Raw genomic sequence first — 15,361 nt, 5'->3', positions numbered from 1 at the left:
ATGCTCAGACCAGCGCGTTGCGTTTGGCCATGTCGATCAGGTCGACCAGCGTATTGACCTTGAGTTTGTGCATGAGGCGCTTCTTGTAGGTACTGACGGTCTTGCTGCTGAGGAACATGCCCTTGGCAATATCCTTGTTGCAGCGACCCTGCGCAAAAAGTTGCAACACCATCAGTTCGCGGTCATTCACCTGGCGAAAGAGTTGCAGGTCGGCATCAACTGCCTGGTTGTGCTTGATTGCCTGGCTGGGGAAGTAGTTGTAGCCGGCCAGCACGGCCTTGATTGCACTGAGCAGTTCGTTGAGGTCTTCCTGCTTGCACACGAAGCCTGCGGCACCCGAATGCATGCAACGCACGGCGAACAACTCGGGAGACTGCGCAGTCAGCACCAGAACTTTCAGTGGCAAAGCCATGGCCTGGAAACGGGAAAGCACCTCCAGCCCGTCCAGCTTGGGAATGCTGATGTCGAGGATGACCAGGTCAGGGGCGGTTTCGCGAATCATCTGCATGGCGTCTACGCCGTTGTCCGATTCGCCGACGACCTTGTAGTTCTGGTTTTCCAGCAACATACGGACAGCCAGGCGGATGACGGGGTGATCGTCGACAATAAATATTGAATGCATGTTGAACTTCCCTGCGGGCGATGGAGGGTGGCAGGCAGCACCTTATCGCAGTTGGAAGTCGTCGGGCATACGAGGAAGGGCTATTAGCCCCATATGGGAAATGGCTTACAAGATAAAACAAAACAGACTACGAAATTGCCGTGTTCAATTCGATATCAGAGCGAGATTGGTAACTTTTCGGCGGTTTTTATTCGTGCTGTTTAGTTTGGTCGTTGTATATGTAGGAAGTTTCCTGCAATGCACGGGTGCGGCGCCGAGCGACGCCCAGGCCACACCCGTGCCAGGTTCAGCTCGGGCTGGAGCGCCCGGTCATTTCCCGGGCCATTTCGCTGGCGTAGCTATCGGTCATGCCGGCAATGAAGTCGATCATGCGCAGAAAGGCGCTGTGCAGCGAACCGTGGGGGTCCGGCGCATTGTTGCCGATCAGGTCCAGCACCCGGCGGCTTTTGAAGGATGGGCTGCGCCCACCATGCTGCTCCAGTGCAGCACCACAGAAGGTATTGAGCAGAATTTCCAGGGTGGTGTAGGCACCAATCTCGTGCAGGGTCTTGCGCTTGTCCTGGAAGATCTTGTTGCGCGCCATGTCCTTGGCCTGCAGCACGCAGCGCTTGGCCGGACCGTGCATGTGCTCGACCAGGTCGCCCGCCAGCTGCCCGGCCAGCAAGGCCCGCTGTTGTTCGACGAAGGCGTGGGCGGCGGCGTTGGTCAGGTGCTCGATGGCCTTGCCGCGCAGAATCGCCAGCTTGCGCCGACGGGAGTCCCTTGGACCTAGCTGGCGGTAGGTTTCCGGCAGGTCATCGCCGACCAGGTCCAGCAGCAACGCTTCGACTTCGGCGTATTGCAGCAGCTCCATTTCCAGGCCGTCTTCCAGGTCGATCAAGGCGTAGCAGATGTCATCGGCAGCCTCCATCAGGTACACCAGCGGGTGGCGGGCCCAGCGCTGGGGCTCCAGCTGCGGCAGGCCGAGCTTGCGGGCGATCTGCTCCAGCAGGGGCAGTTCGCTCTGGTAGCTGCCGAACTTGTGTTTCTTGTAACCCAAGGCGTCGGCGTGGCGAGCGCTCCAGGGGTACTTCAAATAGGTGCCCAGGGTGGCATAGGTCAGCCGGGTGCCGCCGTCAAACTGGTGATACTCCAGCTGGGTGAGTACGCGAAAACCCTGGGCGTTGCCTTCGAAGTTGAGGAAGTCTGCCCGCTCGTCGTCGCTCATGTCGTCCAGCCAGCCGCGCCCGGCGGCCTGCTGGAACCAGTGGCGGATGGCGTCCTCGCCCGAGTGCCCGAACGGCGGGTTGCCGATGTCGTGGGCCAGGCAGGCCGACTGCACGATCATGCCCAGGTCGCTGGGCGCGCACCAGTCCGGCAGGCTGTCGCGCAAGGTTTCGCCAACGCGCATGCCCAGGGAGCGGCCAACGCAACTGACTTCCAGCGAGTGGGTCAGGCGGGTGTGGATGTGGTCGTTGCTGGAAACCGGGTGCACCTGGGTCTTGCGCCCGAGGCGGCGGAATGCTCCGGAGAAGATGATGCGGTCGTGGTCTTTGTGAAAAGGGCTGCGGCCGAGCTCATCGGCGCTGTACAACGCTTTGCCCAGGCGTTCGCGGGTCAACAGGGTGTTCCATTCCAAGGCGCGGTCTCCGGTAGGTCGGTGAGCAGAGCATATCCTGCAAGCGCGGCCTTGTTTCGCGAAAGGGCCGCAACGCGGCCCTGCGCTCAGGTCACGGCCGGCGGTCGCCTTGCAGGTACAGGCGCACCAGCGGCAGCAGGCTGCTGCCCAGGCGTACAAGACGGGTCAGGTTGCCGCTGCGCACACCCTTGCCGGTCAGGAAGCCCAGCGCCACCACGGCGCCAATCCCCCACAGCGGCGCATGCTTGATGCCCAGCCCGCCCTGCAGCGAGCTGCCCATGCCGCGCACGCGGCGCAGTGGCTCGAGCAGTTGCCCGGACTCATGCCGGATTTCCTGGCGGTGCATTTCCATGCGCAGGCGCAGCAGCGCCTTGCGCAGTTCGCGCGGGTTACGTGTGTTGGGTAGTTCTGGCAGGTTCATGGCAACAGGCGCTCCCGGTCCTTGGCGAGTTCCTCGAGGGTGGCGCCGAACGGCGACGACTCGTCGAATACCGCCGCTTTCAGGCGAATCCCGCAATACAGCGCGGCCATCCCGTAGAACACGCACAGGCCGATGATGCCGGCCAGGCGATAGCTGTCCCACAGCAGCACCAGCAACAATCCGGACAGTGCGGTAAGCAACAGCAAGGCAAAAACCAGGGCGAGGCCTGCGAACAGCAGCAGGCTCAGGGTGCGCCCTTTCTGCTCCTGCAACTCGATGCCGAACAGTTCGATGTGGCTGTGCAGCAGCCCCAGCGCGGCCGCGCCCAGGCGCTTGCCCGAGGCGCTGGCGCCGTTGGCGTCATTCTCCATGGGATCCCCTCAGCGCCGGTTAGCCATCAGGCCGATCAACAGCCCGACGCCGGCGGCGATTCCGATCGCCTGCCACGGGTTGTCCTGCACGTACTGCTCGGCGCTGCCCAGCGCCGCCTGGCCGCGTTCACGCACCGAGTCCTGGGTCAGCTGCAGGGTTTCGCGGGCCTGGGCCAGGCGGTCGTGGATCTGCCCGCGCAGTTCGTCTGCCTGGTCGCCCGCCAGGTTGGCGGTGTCGGCCAGCAGCCTCTCGGTGTCGCGCACCAAGGCCTGGAAGTCAGCCATCAATATCTCTTGAGCAGTCTTTGCCGATTTGCTGGCCATGGGCCTCTCCCTGTTGATGAGTGTTGGTAGTTCGAGTGATAGCACACGCGGAAGGTTCAAGTGCCGATGCTGGTATGGGCCTTGCTAAGTCTTTGCCACGTTGCGGGGCGCCATAGGCGGTTTTTGCGCCGATTCAGGGCGCCAGCGCAGCGGGTTCCGATAAACCTTAACCCAATCCACGACAAACCCAAGAAAAAACCACGCAGGCTCCGCCCGGCACACCGAAACAGGGCAGGGGGCTGGCACCGAATCGGTGCATGGATGCAGGTTCTTGAACTGTCCTGGTGCCTTTTCAGCAGGTCTGCCTGATTCATGGAAAACATGCATAGTGCGATGGACTCCCTGGTCCACGGTTCCAATACCCTGTTCATTCTCATGGGCGCCATTCTGGTGCTGGCCATGCATGCAGGCTTCGCCTTTCTCGAAGTGGGCACGGTGCGTCACAAGAACCAGGTCAACGCCTTGTCGAAAATCCTCAGCGACTTTGCCATCTCGGCGCTGGTGTACTTCTTCATCGGTTACTGGATCGCCTATGGGGTCAATTTTTTCCAGCCGGCGGCAACGCTGGCTGCCGACCATGGGTATGCGCTGGTCAAGTGCTTCTTCCTGCTGACCTTCGCTGCGGCAATCCCTGCGATCATCTCTGGGGGCATTGCCGAGCGGGCGCGCTTTGTGCCGCAGTTGTGTGCCACGGCGTTGATCGTGGCGTTCGTCTATCCCTTCTTCGAGGGTGTGGTCTGGAACGGCAACCTTGGCCTTCAGGCCTGGTTGCAGGCACGTTTCGGAGCACCGTTCCATGACTTTGCAGGTTCCGTGGTGGTGCATGCCATGGGCGGCTGGCTGGCGCTGGCGGCGGTGTTGCTGCTGGGCCCACGCCGCGGGCGCTACCGCGACGGCCGGCTGGTGGCGTTTGCGCCTTCAAGCATTCCTTTCCTGGCGCTGGGGTCGTGGATCCTGATCATCGGCTGGTTCGGGTTCAACGTGATGAGCGCCCAGACCCTGCAGGGTGTCAGCGGCCTGGTCGCGATCAACTCGCTGATGGCCATGGTTGGCGGCACTTTGTCTGCTTTGCTGGCCGGGCGTAACGACCCGGGCTTTTTGCATAACGGGCCGCTGGCAGGGTTGGTAGCGATCTGCGCCGGTTCCGACCTGATGCACCCGATCGGCGCACTGGCCACCGGTCTGCTCGCGGGCGCGTTGTTCGTCTGGACATTTACCGCCGCACAAAATCGCTGGAAGATCGACGACGTTCTGGGGGTGTGGCCTCTGCACGGCCTGTGCGGGGTGTGGGGTGGCATTGCCTGCGGTGTCTTCGGCCAGGCTGCCCTGGGCGGAATGGGTGGTGTCAGCCTGAGCAGCCAGTTGCTGGGTAGCCTGATGGGGGTGCTGGTGGCATTAGCCGGCGGCTTTGCCATTTACGGCGCGATCCGGGCAGTGCATGGCTTGCGCCTGAGCCATGAGCAGGAGTTCCAGGGGGCGGACCTCTCGCTGCACCGGATTGGTGCCACCAGCCAGGATTGAGCCAGGTGAGGTGCAGGGTGGCCGGGACAGACCTAGAATAGGCATTTCTCAATGCCAAACCGGGACCTGCCCCATGCTGCCTGAATGCCAATTGTTCGGCACCCTCGGTTGCCACCTGTGTGAAGTGGCCGAGGCGGTGCTGATGCCTTTCGTCGACCGTGGTCTGCTGGTGGAGCTGGTCGATATCGCTGAACGCGAACACTTGTTCGAGCGCTATGGCCTGATCATTCCAGTGCTGCGACGCTGCGATAACGGTGCCGAGTTGCACTGGCCGTTCGATGCCGAACAGGTCGTGGCGTTTCTAGCGCAATGATGGCAGCAGAGGATCTGTAACCCTGCTCCATGCAGCGTGAGACGAGCTGATGATCAGGTGTCGGCCCAGCAGGGCCGGCACCCTCTCTATCGTCGGAATCGCTCGCCATGCTTATCACGCCACATTTCACGCTCGATGAAATGACCTTTTCCCAGCTCGCCGCCAGGGACGGGTCCGATAACACCCCCCCTCCCGAAGCCAGGGCCAATCTGCAATTGTTGTGTGAGACGCTTGAGCAGGTGCGCTCGCTGTTCGGCGCGCCAATCGTTATCAGTAGCGCTTTTCGCAGTGAAAAGGTCAACCGGTTGATTGGTGGGGCCTCGAATAGCCAGCATGTGCAAGGGCTGGCGGCCGATTTCACGGTAATTGAAGTCGGCCCGCGTGAAACCGTGCGGCGCATCAGCGAAAGTGCCGTGCCGTTCGATCAGCTCATCCTCGAGTACGACCAGTGGGTGCATCTGTCCGTGACCCGCGGCACGCCCCGCCGCCAGGTGTTGACCATCCGTAAGGGCGGCCGCTACCTGGCGGGGCTGCAATGAGCCACGTTGACGGCGACAAGGGGAAGTTCGTATGCTGTATATAAATACAGTATCGAGGTAACAGCATGCTCAACGTCGAGCAACTCAAGTACAGCGTCAACCGAATGCCCGTGGACCGGGTGGCCGACGCCGTTCTGGAACTGCGCCTCGAAGGCCTGGTGACCGATGACCGCACGCCATTTGGCAAGGTCCATTTCAATACCTGCTTTGCCGAAATCGAGGCCTTGTTCCAGCGCGCCGGCTACCACCGTGGGCTGGACGTGGTGGGTTACCAGGGGTTGCTTTACGCACTCTACGACCCTGGTCGCTGGGAGCCGGTGCAGGTGCTGCGCTGGCTCAAGGAACGCAGCGAGGCGATTTCCCAGGCTGGTTGAGGGCGTGGGCTTGGGCGATAATGCGCGGCCGTGATCGTTTCGAGTAGTGCCATGACCCCCTCTTTCGACCCCGCCCACCAGCAAGCCAGTACGGTATGCCTGCCACCCGGTAACTGGGCGACGGTTCTCGACTGCCTGTGTGATCACTTCAAGGCCATCGACCGGGACCAGTGGCTCGACCGGTTTGCCCGTGGCCGCGTGCTGGATGCCTGCGGCCGGGCGATTGCGGCCGAATTGCCCTACAAGCGGGGCATGCGTGTGCACTACTTTCGCGAAGTGCCAAACGAACGGCCGATTCCGGTGCAGGAGGTGGTGCTGCACGTGGACGAGCACCTGGTGGTGGCCGACAAGCCGCACTTTCTGCCGGTGACGCCGACCGGGGAGTACGTCGAGCATACCTTGCTGCGCCGGCTGATCCGCCGCTTGGGCAACCCGCACCTGGTGCCGTTGCACCGCATCGACCGGCATACCGCCGGGCTTGTGCTGTTTTCCGCCAACCCGCACACCCGCAGTGCCTACCAGCGGCTGTTCCCCGAACGGCGCATCGACAAGCGCTATCAGGCCATTGCTGCTGCCATGCCGCAGCGTGCGTTTCCGTTGGTGCACAAAAGCCGCCTGGTCCATGGCGAGCCGTTCTTCCGCATGCATGAAGTAGAAGGGGAGGCCAACAGCGAAACCCTGGCCGAAGTGCTGGAGAAGAATGGGGAGTTGTGGCGCTACGGGTTGTCGCCGGTGACGGGCAAGACCCATCAGCTACGTGTGCACATGGCCGCCCTGGGCGCCGGGATCAGCAACGACCCGTTCTATCCGCAGTTGCTACAGGTGGAAGATGACTACCAGCGGCCGCTGAAACTTCTGGCCCAGAGCCTGCGCTTCGAGGACCCGTTGAGCGGGGAAGTGCGCTATTTCGAGAGCCGCTTGCAGCTGGATTGGTAAGCAGCGACATGCAGGCGCGGCCAAGCCCGCGCCTGCATCGAACGTCAGGCTCTGCCCTTAGCGGTTGAACCGTTCCACCAGCGAGTACTGGCTACCCGCCGTGCTGGTCAGCTCCTCGCTGAGCAGGGCCGAGTGCTGCGCCTGTTCGGCGGTCTGGTCGGCCAGTTCGGCGATGGTGCTGATGTTACGGCTGATCTCGTCTGCGACCGCCGTCTGTTCTTCGGTTGCGGCAGCAATCTGGGTGGCCATGTCGGTGATGTTGGCGACCGCTTCGCTGATGCCCACCAGGGCTTCGTCAGCCTGCATCACCCGGTCGACCCCTTCCTGCGCCTGGCGGTGACCGGTTTCCATGGTCAGCACGGCATTGCTGGCGGTTTGTTGCAGCTTGGCGATCAGGCCATGGATCTGCCCGGTGGATTCAGCGGTACGCTGTGCCAACTGCCGCACCTCGTCGGCCACCACGGCAAAGCCGCGGCCCATTTCCCCGGCTCGCGCCGCCTCGATGGCCGCGTTCAGCGCCAGCAGATTGGTCTGGTCGGCAATGCCCTTGATCACATCGACCACGCCACCAATCTCGTCGCTGTCCTTGGCCAGTTGCGTGACCGTCTGGCCGGTTTCGCCCACTGCCGCCGACAGGCGTTCAATGGCTTCGCGGGTTTCCCCGGCAATCTGCCGGCCCTGGGTGGTCAGGCGGTTGGCTTCCTGGGTGGCATCGGCGGTGCGTTGCACGTGGTTGGCCACTTCCTGGGTGGTGGCTGCCATCTGGTTGACCGCTGCGGCGACCTGCTCGGTTTCTACCCGCTGGCGCTCCAGGCCCGAAGAGCTTTTGTGCGCCAGGGCATCGGACTGACGGGCCTGGTCACTGAGGTGCTCGGCACTGTCCTGCAAGCGGGTCAGGCAGGTTTTCATGCGCGCGTCCTGGCTGAGCATGGCCATTTCCAGGCGCGCCTGCACGCCCCGGCTGTCGGTGAACATCTGCGCGATCAGTGGGTCGGAGGTGGTTTGTTCGGCCAGGCGCAGCAGGCGCTTGAGGCCGCGCTGCTGCCAGCTCAGGCCGAGTAGCCCCAGCGGAACCGAAAGCCCGGCGGCCAGGGCGAAGCCCCAGGAATGGCCCAGCCAGTTACCGATCAGGAAGCCCATCTGGCTGATCAGGATGAACGGCAGCCAGTCCTGCAGCACGGGCAGCCACTTGTCACGGCGCGGCACCGCCGGCTTGCCCTGGTTGAGGCGCTGGTACAACGCCTCGGCGCGACGGATCTGTTCGGCAGTGGGTTTGACCCGCACCGACTCGAAGCCGACGACCTGGTTGTTGTCGTAGATCGGCGTGACATAGGCGTTGACCCAGTAATGGTCGCCGGACTTGCAACGGTTCTTGACGATCCCCATCCACGGCTGGCCCTGTTTGAGCGTTTGCCACATATGGGCGAACACGGCAGGCGGAACGTCGGGATGGCGGACCAGGTTGTGCGGTGCGCCGGTCAGCTCTTCGCGGGTGAAACCACTGATATCGATGAAGGCATCGTTGCAGTAGGTAATCACGCCTTTGGCATTGGTGGTGGAGATCAACCGCTGCTGGGCAGGGAAAGTCCGTTCTCTCTGGGTAATCGGCTGGTTGTTACGCATGGCTTGTAAGTCCGCAGGGCTTTGGAGAGGTATCGGCAAGCCACGGCTTTTGTTGAATGGATATTTTTGTCAGATCGAGCGCCGCGCAGGCGGCGCCCGATCTCAGGAGCACCTGGAATCCAGAGCCAGACCTGCCGCCTCAGCCCGCGATCAGTTGGCGCAGCACATAATGCAGAATTCCACCCGCCTTGAAGTATTCAACCTCGTTCAGGGTGTCGATCCGGCACAGCACCTCGATCTGCTCCTGCTGCCCATCCGCGCGGGTGATGCGCAGGGGCAGGCTCATGCCGGGACGGATTTGCGCGCTGTCCAGGCCTAATACATCGATTTTCTCGTTCCCGGTCAGCCCCAGTTGCTTGCGATCGTGCCCGGCCGTGAACTGCAGCGGCAGTACACCCATGCCCACCAGGTTGGAGCGGTGGATGCGCTCGAAACTTTCCGCCAGCACAGCCTTGACCCCCAGCAGATTGGTGCCCTTGGCCGCCCAGTCGCGGCTTGAGCCGGTGCCGTATTCCTGGCCGGCGATCACCACCAGCGGGGTGCCTTCCTGCTGGTAGCGCATGGCCGCGTCATAGATCGACAGTTTGTCGCCGCTGGGGATGTGCAGGGTGTTGCCACCTTCCTCGCCCGCCAGCATTTCGTTGCGGATACGGATGTTGGCAAAGGTGCCACGCATCATCACCTCATGGTTGCCACGCCGTGAGCCATAGGAGTTGAAGTCGCGTGGCTCTACACCCTGCTCGCGCAGGTAACGCCCGGCGGGGCTGTCGGCCTTGATGTTGCCGGCGGGTGAAATGTGGTCGGTGGTCACCGAGTCGCCCAGCAGCGCCAGAATCCGCGCGTCATGAATGTCGGCGATCTGCGGCGGCGGGCCGCCGATGCCGTCGAAGAAGGGCGGGTGCTGGATATAGGTGGAGTCCGCCTGCCACACATAGGTCGCAGCCTGTGGCACCTCGATGGCTTGCCATTGGGCATCGCCGGCGAACACTTCGGCGTACTCCTTGTGGAACATTGCCGTGTCGACCTTGGCCACGGCCTCGGCGATTTCCTGCTGGGTGGGCCAGATGTCGCGCAGGTAGACAGGGTGGCCGTCCTTGCCGGTGCCGAGTGGGTCACGGGTAAGGTCCAGGCGCACGCTACCGGCCAGGGCGTAGGCCACTACCAGGGGCGGCGAGGCCAGCCAGTTGGTCTTGACCAAGGGGTGCACGCGTCCTTCGAAGTTGCGATTGCCGGACAGCACCGAGGCCACGGTCAGGTCGGCGCTGCCGATGGCCTTCTCGATCGGCTCGTCCAGCGGCCCGGAGTTGCCGATGCAGGTAGTGCAGCCGTAACCGACCAGGTCGAAGCCCAGCTGGTCGAGGTACGGGGTGAGCCCGGCTGCGTTGAAGTACTCGGTGACGACCTTGGAGCCCGGCGCCAGCGAGCTCTTGACCCACGGCTTGCGTTTCAGGCCTTTTTCCAGGGCCTTTTTCGCCACCAGGCCGGCGGCCATCATCACGCTGGGGTTGGAGGTGTTGGTGCACGAGGTGATCGCGGCGATTACCACGGCCCCATCACGCAGGGTGTGAGTCTGCTCCTGATGGGTGTAATCAATCTCGCCGGCCTGATCGGCGTTGCCCACCGCCACGCCACCACCGCCTTCGCTTTCCAGGCGGCCGACTTCCTTGGCCAGCGGTTTGGGTTGCAGCTCGATGAAATGGTTGAAGGCTTGGCTGACCTCGCCCAGCGCCACACGGTCCTGCGGCCGTTTCGGCCCGGCCAGGCTGGCTTCGACCTGGTGCATGTCCAGCGCCAGGCTGTCGCTGAACAGCGGCTCCTGGCCCGGCAGGCGCCACAGGCCTTGGGTTTTGCAGTATTGCTCGACCAGTTGCACGGTCGCCTCGGGGCGGCCGGAAAGGCGCAGGTAGTCCAGTGTGACCTGGTCGACCGGGAAGAACCCACAGGTGGCGCCGTATTCGGGGGCCATGTTGGCAATGGTAGCGCGGTCGGCCAAGGGCAGCTCAGCCAGGCCGTCGCCGTAGAATTCCACGAACTTGCCCACCACGCCTTTCTTGCGCAGCATCTGGGTGACTGTCAGCACCAGGTCGGTGGCGGTGATGCCTTCGCGCAACTTGCCGGTCAGCTTGAATCCAATCACTTCAGGGATCAGCATCGACACGGGCTGGCCGAGCATGGCTGCCTCTGCCTCGATGCCGCCGACACCCCAGCCTAGTACGCCAAGGCCATTGATCATGGTGGTGTGCGAATCGGTGCCGACCAGCGTGTCGGGGAAGGCATAGGTGCGGCCATCTGCTTCGCGGGTCCAGACCGTGCGGCCCAGATATTCCAGGTTCACCTGGTGGCAGATGCCGGTACCCGGCGGCACCACGCGGAAGTTGTCAAAGGCGCTCTGGCCCCAACGCAGGAACGCGTAGCGCTCGCCATTGCGCTGCATTTCGATATCGACGTTTTCGCTGAATGCCTGCGGGGTGCCGTAGCGGTCGACCATCACCGAGTGGTCGATGACCAGGTCAACGGGGGACAGCGGGTTGATCCGCTGTGGGTCGCCACCGGCCTTGGCCATGGCCGCGCGCATGGCGGCCAGGTCGACCACCGCCGGCACGCCGGTAAAGTCCTGCATCAGCACCCGTGCCGGGCGGTACTGGATTTCGCGATCGGAGCGCCGATCGCTCAGCCACTGGGCGACGGCGCGCAGGTCGTCGCCGCTGACGGTCTTGCCGTCTTCCCAGCGCAGCAGGTTTTCCAGCAGCACCTTCAGCGACATGGGCAGGCGCTGCAGATCACCCAGCTGGCGGGCAGCCTCAGCAAGGCTGAAGTAATGGTAGGTCTGATCGCCGACCTTGAGGGGCTTGAGGGTGTTCAGGCTATCGAGCGAGGGCATTGCCAACTCCTTCTGCGCCGGTGCCCGGCAATTACTCAGGGTTTGCCGGTAGCACCGTTGTGTATCGGTCCGCACGGCACGGACCTGGCTGAATGGTCAGGTTAGACCGGTTTATGGCCCCTGACCCTTTTCTGGACCGGCGGGGCGTGTCGCAGGTTCCGAACTTCCTTTATCATCGCCGCCCTGCCGGCGCCTGTTGCGCGCCCGCCGTAGTGGAGTGAGAGATGAATACCCTGTTCATGCATTGCCGGCCCGGTTTCGAGGGCGAGGTGTGCGCCGAAATCAGCGAACACGCCGCCCGCCTGGGTGTTGCTGGCTATGCCAAAGGCAAGCCGCAAAGCGCCAGTGCCGAGTTTGTCTGCAGCGAGGACGGCGGTGCCGAGCGCTTGATGGGGGAGTTGCGCTTCAACCAGCTGATTTTCCCGCGGCAGTGGGCCCGTGGTGGTTTTGTCGAGCTGCCGGAAACCGACCGCATCAGTGTGCTGCTGGCCCATTTGGCCGACATGCCGGTGTTCGGCAGCCTGTGGCTGGAGGTGCTGGACAGCAACGATGGCAAGGAACTGTCCACCTTTTGCCGCAAGTTCGAGGTGCCGCTGCGCAAGGCCATGGAAAAAGCCGGCCGCTTGGTCGACGACGCCAACCGGCCACGGCTGCTGCTGACATTTATCAGCGGCCGACGGGTATTTGCCGGTGTTGCCGCCGCCAACAACAGCGCGCTGTGGCCCATGGGCATTCCGCGCCTGAAGTTTCCCCGCGAGGCGCCCAGTCGTTCGACCCTCAAGCTGGAAGAGGCCTGGCACCAGTTCATCCCGCGCGAGCAGTGGGAGCAGCGTCTGGGCGATGACATGACCGGTGTCGACCTGGGTGCCTCGCCGGGTGGCTGGACGTACCAGCTGGTTCGCCGGGGGATGCTGGTGACGGCCATCGATAACGGGCCGATGGCCGAAAGCCTGATGGACACCGGGCTGGTCCAGCACCTGATGGCTGATGGGTTTACCTGGCAGCCGAAGCATCCGGTGGACTGGATGGTGTGCGACATTGTCGAGAAGCCGGCGCGCACTACCTCGCTGATCGAGACCTGGCTGGGGGAGGGGTTGTGTCGCGAGGCGGTGGTCAACCTGAAGCTGCCGATGAAGCAGCGTTATGCCGAAGTGCGGCGGTTGCTTGATCGCATGGAGGCGACGTTCAAGGCGCGCAAGATTCGGGTGTCGATTGCTTGCAAGCAGCTGTATCACGATCGGGAGGAAGTGACCTGTCACTTGCGCAGGCTTGATCTGAAGGCGCGCTGAGCGTGAGAGCTTGAAGCTTGAAGCTTGAAGCTTGAAGCTTGAAGTTTGAAGTTTGAAACTTATGCGCCGGTTTTGATGCAGCGAACAGTCCATTTGCGATGGCGACGCTTACTCACCTTTTCGCCCTTACGGCGAGTCACTTTTTTTCTTGGAAAAAAGTAACCAAAAACCGCTCGCTCCCATCATCCGGCCCCTACGCTGCGCTGCGGGGTTCCCTCACTCCGGCCTTGCTCCCGGGAGGACCGCGCTGCAGGCCCCATCCTGGGGCCCAGCGCTTGACGGGCATCCATGCCCGTCACCTCCCTCCGCAAGGCCTGCGTTCGGCCTCCTGAAGTCGCGAAGATCAAGATCAAGATCAAGATCAAGATCTACAGCAACAGCAACAGCAACAGCAACAGCAACAGCAACAGCAACAGCAACAGCAACAGCAACAGCTTCTGCTCTTGCTTTGCTTCGGCTTTTGCTTCTAAGCGCGCGATAGTCCAGGCGACACAGGTTGCGACTTCAGGAGGCCGAGCGCAGGGCTTGCGGAGGGAGGTGACGGGCATGGATGCCCGTCAAGCGCTGGGCCCCAGGATGGGGCCTGCAGCGCGGTCCTCCCGGGAGCAAGCCCGGAGCGAGGGAACCCCGCAGCGCAGCGTAGGGGCCGGATGATGGGAGCGGGCGGTTTTGGTTACTTTTGCCAAGACAAAAGTGACCCGCCGTAAGGGCGGAAAGGTGACTCAGCGCCACCCTCGCTAACGAATGTCTACTTGATGTGAATGCCCATGGCTTGAACCTTGAACTTGAACTTGAACTTGAACTTGAACTTGAACTTGAACCTGAACTTGAACCTGAACTTGAACCTGAACCTTGGAGCCAGGTTCGCAGCCGGTGCTTGGACGACGTCGCGCGATGCGCGACAATGACGATCATTTGCGGAGCCCCACATGACCGACTTCACCCCTGACGCCGTCCTCGACGCCACCGGCCTGAACTGCCCGGAACCTGTAATGATGCTGCACCAGCACGTACGTGACCTGGCCGCCGGTGGCCTGCTCAAGGTCATCGCCACCGACCCGTCGACCCGCCGCGACATCCCCAAATTCTGCAACTTCCTCGGCCACGAACTGCTTCAGCAGCAAGAAGACGCCGGCACATTCCTGTACTGGATCCGCAAGAAAGCCGACTGAAACGCTCTGGAACACGCCCCACGTTGCGCCTACACTGCGTTCCCCAGACAGGAGAGCGCCATGCTGATAGTTGCCGACGAGAACATCCCGCTGCTCGATGCCTTCTTCCAGGGTTTCGGTGAAATACGCCGCTACCCCGGCCGAAGCCTCGATGCCGCCAGCGTAAAGGATGCCGACATCCTGCTGGTGCGGTCAGTAACCAAAGTCGACCGTCAGTTGCTCGAAGGCAGCCGGGTACGCTTTGTAGGCACCTGCACCATCGGCACCGATCACCTGGACCTGGACTACTTTGCCGAAGCCGGCATCCGCTGGAGCAGCGCGCCGGGCTGCAATGCCCGCGGCGTCGTCGATTACGTGCTGGGCAGCCTGCTGACCCTGGCCGAACTGGATGGCGTGGCACTGCCCGAGCGCACCTACGGCGTGGTCGGCGCCGGTGAAGTCGGCGGTCGCCTGGTGCGCGTGCTGCACGGGCTGGGCTGGAACGTGCTGGTGTGCGACCCGCTGCGCCAGGCCGCCGAAGGTGGCGATTACGTCAGCCTCGAAACCATCCTTCAACGATGCGATGTGATCAGCCTGCATACCCCGTTGCAGCACGCTGGCGAGCACCCGACCTGGCACTTGCTGGGCCAGGCGCAACTGGCCGAGCTTCGTCCGGGTGCCTGGCTGGTAAACGCCAGCCGCGGTCCGGTGGTGGACAACGCCGCCCTGCGCGAACTGCTACTGGACCGTGAGGACGTGCATGCGGTGCTGGATGTGTGGGAGGGCGAACCGCAGGTCGACCTGCAACTGGCCGACCTGTGCACCCTGGCTTCGCCACACATCGCCGGTTACAGCCTCGACGGCCGCCAGCGTGGCACGGCGCAGATCTACCAGGCGCTGTGCCGCTTCCTGGGGGTGGACGAGCAAGTGCAGCTGGCTGATCTGCTACCCCGGCCGTCGCTCGCGCAGATCGAGCTGGATGCCAGCACAGACCTGGCCTGGGCGCTGGCTACACTGTGCCGCGCGGTGTACGACCCACGTCGGGACGATGCTGATTTCCGTCGCAGCCTCAGCGACGACCCGCAGCAACAGCGGGCGGCGTTTGACCAGTTGCGCAAGCAGTATCCGCCCCGGCGCGAGATCGAGGGGTTGGCGGTGCGCTTGCGTGGGGAGTCACCACAGCTTGCGCAGCTGGTCAGCGCTTTGGGTGGCGTGCTGGTCTGACAGAGTATTGCAAGCTCTACCGGCCTCTTCGCGGGTGAACCCGCTCCCACAGCAACCTGACCTGGCTCAGGTCCTGTGGAATCCCTGTGGGAGCGGGTTCACCCGCGAAGAGGCCGGCACAGTATTCAGGCAAATAAAAACCCGGCGCGAAGGC

16 protein-coding genes are annotated in these 15,361 nt (G+C 63.0%); 8 read left to right on the top strand and 8 right to left on the bottom strand.

Annotated features, from left to right (window positions below; genetic code table 11):
* Positions 1-4: 4 nt before the first annotated feature.
* The 5 genes from AC5O5R_RS19225 to AC5O5R_RS19205 all read right to left on the bottom strand — a co-directional run bounded on the left by AC5O5R_RS19225 (position 5) and on the right by AC5O5R_RS19205 (position 3,356).
* Entirely contained in the window at positions 5-622 is a 618-nt protein-coding gene (locus AC5O5R_RS19225) for a response regulator transcription factor (protein ID WP_172286472.1), read from the bottom strand.
* A 286-nt stretch (positions 623-908) separates the two neighbouring features.
* Entirely contained in the window at positions 909-2,240 is a 1,332-nt protein-coding gene (locus tag AC5O5R_RS19220; protein ID WP_172229141.1) for a deoxyguanosinetriphosphate triphosphohydrolase, read from the bottom strand.
* 91 nt (positions 2,241-2,331) lie between these two features.
* Positions 2,332-2,661 (bottom strand): hypothetical protein, encoded by a 330-nt coding sequence (locus tag AC5O5R_RS19215; RefSeq protein ID WP_172229139.1) that lies wholly within the window; start codon positions 2,659-2,661, stop codon positions 2,332-2,334.
* Positions 2,658-3,032 carry a phage holin family protein gene (locus tag AC5O5R_RS19210; protein WP_172229137.1) on the bottom strand — a complete coding sequence of 125 codons (375 nt, stop codon included), beginning with the start codon at positions 3,030-3,032 and terminating at the stop codon, positions 2,658-2,660. The genes AC5O5R_RS19215 and AC5O5R_RS19210 overlap by 4 nt, the downstream gene beginning before the upstream one ends.
* A gap of 9 nt (positions 3,033-3,041) precedes the next feature.
* Entirely contained in the window at positions 3,042-3,356 is a 315-nt protein-coding gene (locus tag AC5O5R_RS19205; RefSeq protein ID WP_172229135.1) for an ElaB/YgaM/YqjD family protein, read from the bottom strand.
* A 312-nt stretch (positions 3,357-3,668) separates the two neighbouring features.
* Between AC5O5R_RS19205 and AC5O5R_RS19200 the strand changes: the two genes are divergently transcribed.
* The 5 genes from AC5O5R_RS19200 (at position 3,669) to AC5O5R_RS19180 (ending at position 7,039) form a co-directional block, all read left to right on the top strand.
* Positions 3,669-4,877, top strand: coding sequence for an ammonium transporter (locus tag AC5O5R_RS19200; protein ID WP_172229133.1), 1,209 nt, complete (start codon positions 3,669-3,671; stop codon positions 4,875-4,877).
* Between the two features lie 73 nt (positions 4,878-4,950).
* Complete coding sequence (locus tag AC5O5R_RS19195; RefSeq protein WP_172229131.1) at positions 4,951-5,190, top strand: glutaredoxin family protein; 240 nt, start codon at positions 4,951-4,953, stop codon at positions 5,188-5,190.
* Positions 5,191-5,297: 107 nt separating this feature from the next.
* Entirely contained in the window at positions 5,298-5,729 is a 432-nt protein-coding gene (locus AC5O5R_RS19190) for a D-Ala-D-Ala carboxypeptidase family metallohydrolase (protein WP_172229129.1), read from the top strand.
* A gap of 65 nt (positions 5,730-5,794) precedes the next feature.
* Complete coding sequence (locus AC5O5R_RS19185; RefSeq protein WP_172229127.1) at positions 5,795-6,103, top strand: transcriptional regulator; 309 nt, start codon at positions 5,795-5,797, stop codon at positions 6,101-6,103.
* A gap of 51 nt (positions 6,104-6,154) precedes the next feature.
* A complete protein-coding gene (locus tag AC5O5R_RS19180; RefSeq protein ID WP_172229125.1) occupies positions 6,155-7,039 on the top strand; it encodes a pseudouridine synthase in 885 nt (294 codons plus the stop codon).
* A gap of 57 nt (positions 7,040-7,096) precedes the next feature.
* On the opposite strand, the gene AC5O5R_RS19175 is transcribed toward AC5O5R_RS19180, so the two are convergent.
* Positions 7,097-8,662, bottom strand: coding sequence for a methyl-accepting chemotaxis protein (locus AC5O5R_RS19175; protein WP_172229123.1), 1,566 nt, complete (start codon positions 8,660-8,662; stop codon positions 7,097-7,099).
* A gap of 139 nt (positions 8,663-8,801) precedes the next feature.
* Positions 8,802-11,543, bottom strand: coding sequence for an aconitate hydratase AcnA (gene acnA / locus AC5O5R_RS19170; protein WP_172287926.1), 2,742 nt, complete (start codon positions 11,541-11,543; stop codon positions 8,802-8,804).
* A 224-nt stretch (positions 11,544-11,767) separates the two neighbouring features.
* Here acnA and rlmM point away from each other — a divergent pair, with 224 nt between their 5' ends.
* Positions 11,768-12,832: a 23S rRNA (cytidine(2498)-2'-O)-methyltransferase RlmM gene (rlmM, locus tag AC5O5R_RS19165; protein ID WP_172232018.1), complete on the top strand. Its 1,065-nt coding sequence runs from the start codon at positions 11,768-11,770 to the stop codon at positions 12,830-12,832.
* 368 nt (positions 12,833-13,200) lie between these two features.
* Here the strand turns inward: rlmM and AC5O5R_RS19160 are convergent, their stop codons facing one another.
* Positions 13,201-13,380, bottom strand: a complete 180-nt coding sequence (locus AC5O5R_RS19160) for a hypothetical protein (RefSeq protein ID WP_494515485.1) — start codon at positions 13,378-13,380, stop codon at positions 13,201-13,203.
* Between the two features lie 381 nt (positions 13,381-13,761).
* Between AC5O5R_RS19160 and tusA the strand changes: the two genes are divergently transcribed.
* Both tusA and pdxB read left to right on the top strand, forming a co-directional pair.
* A complete protein-coding gene (gene tusA, locus AC5O5R_RS19155) occupies positions 13,762-14,004 on the top strand; it encodes a sulfurtransferase TusA (RefSeq protein WP_027596647.1) in 243 nt (80 codons plus the stop codon).
* A gap of 60 nt (positions 14,005-14,064) precedes the next feature.
* Positions 14,065-15,207: a 4-phosphoerythronate dehydrogenase PdxB gene (gene pdxB / locus AC5O5R_RS19150; protein ID WP_494514644.1), complete on the top strand. Its 1,143-nt coding sequence runs from the start codon at positions 14,065-14,067 to the stop codon at positions 15,205-15,207.
* The last annotated feature ends 154 nt before the right edge of the window (positions 15,208-15,361 follow it).

The organism is Pseudomonas sp. 8_5_2 (assembly GCF_059295255.1).
This window is presented reverse-complemented; position numbering and strand designations above follow the sequence as displayed.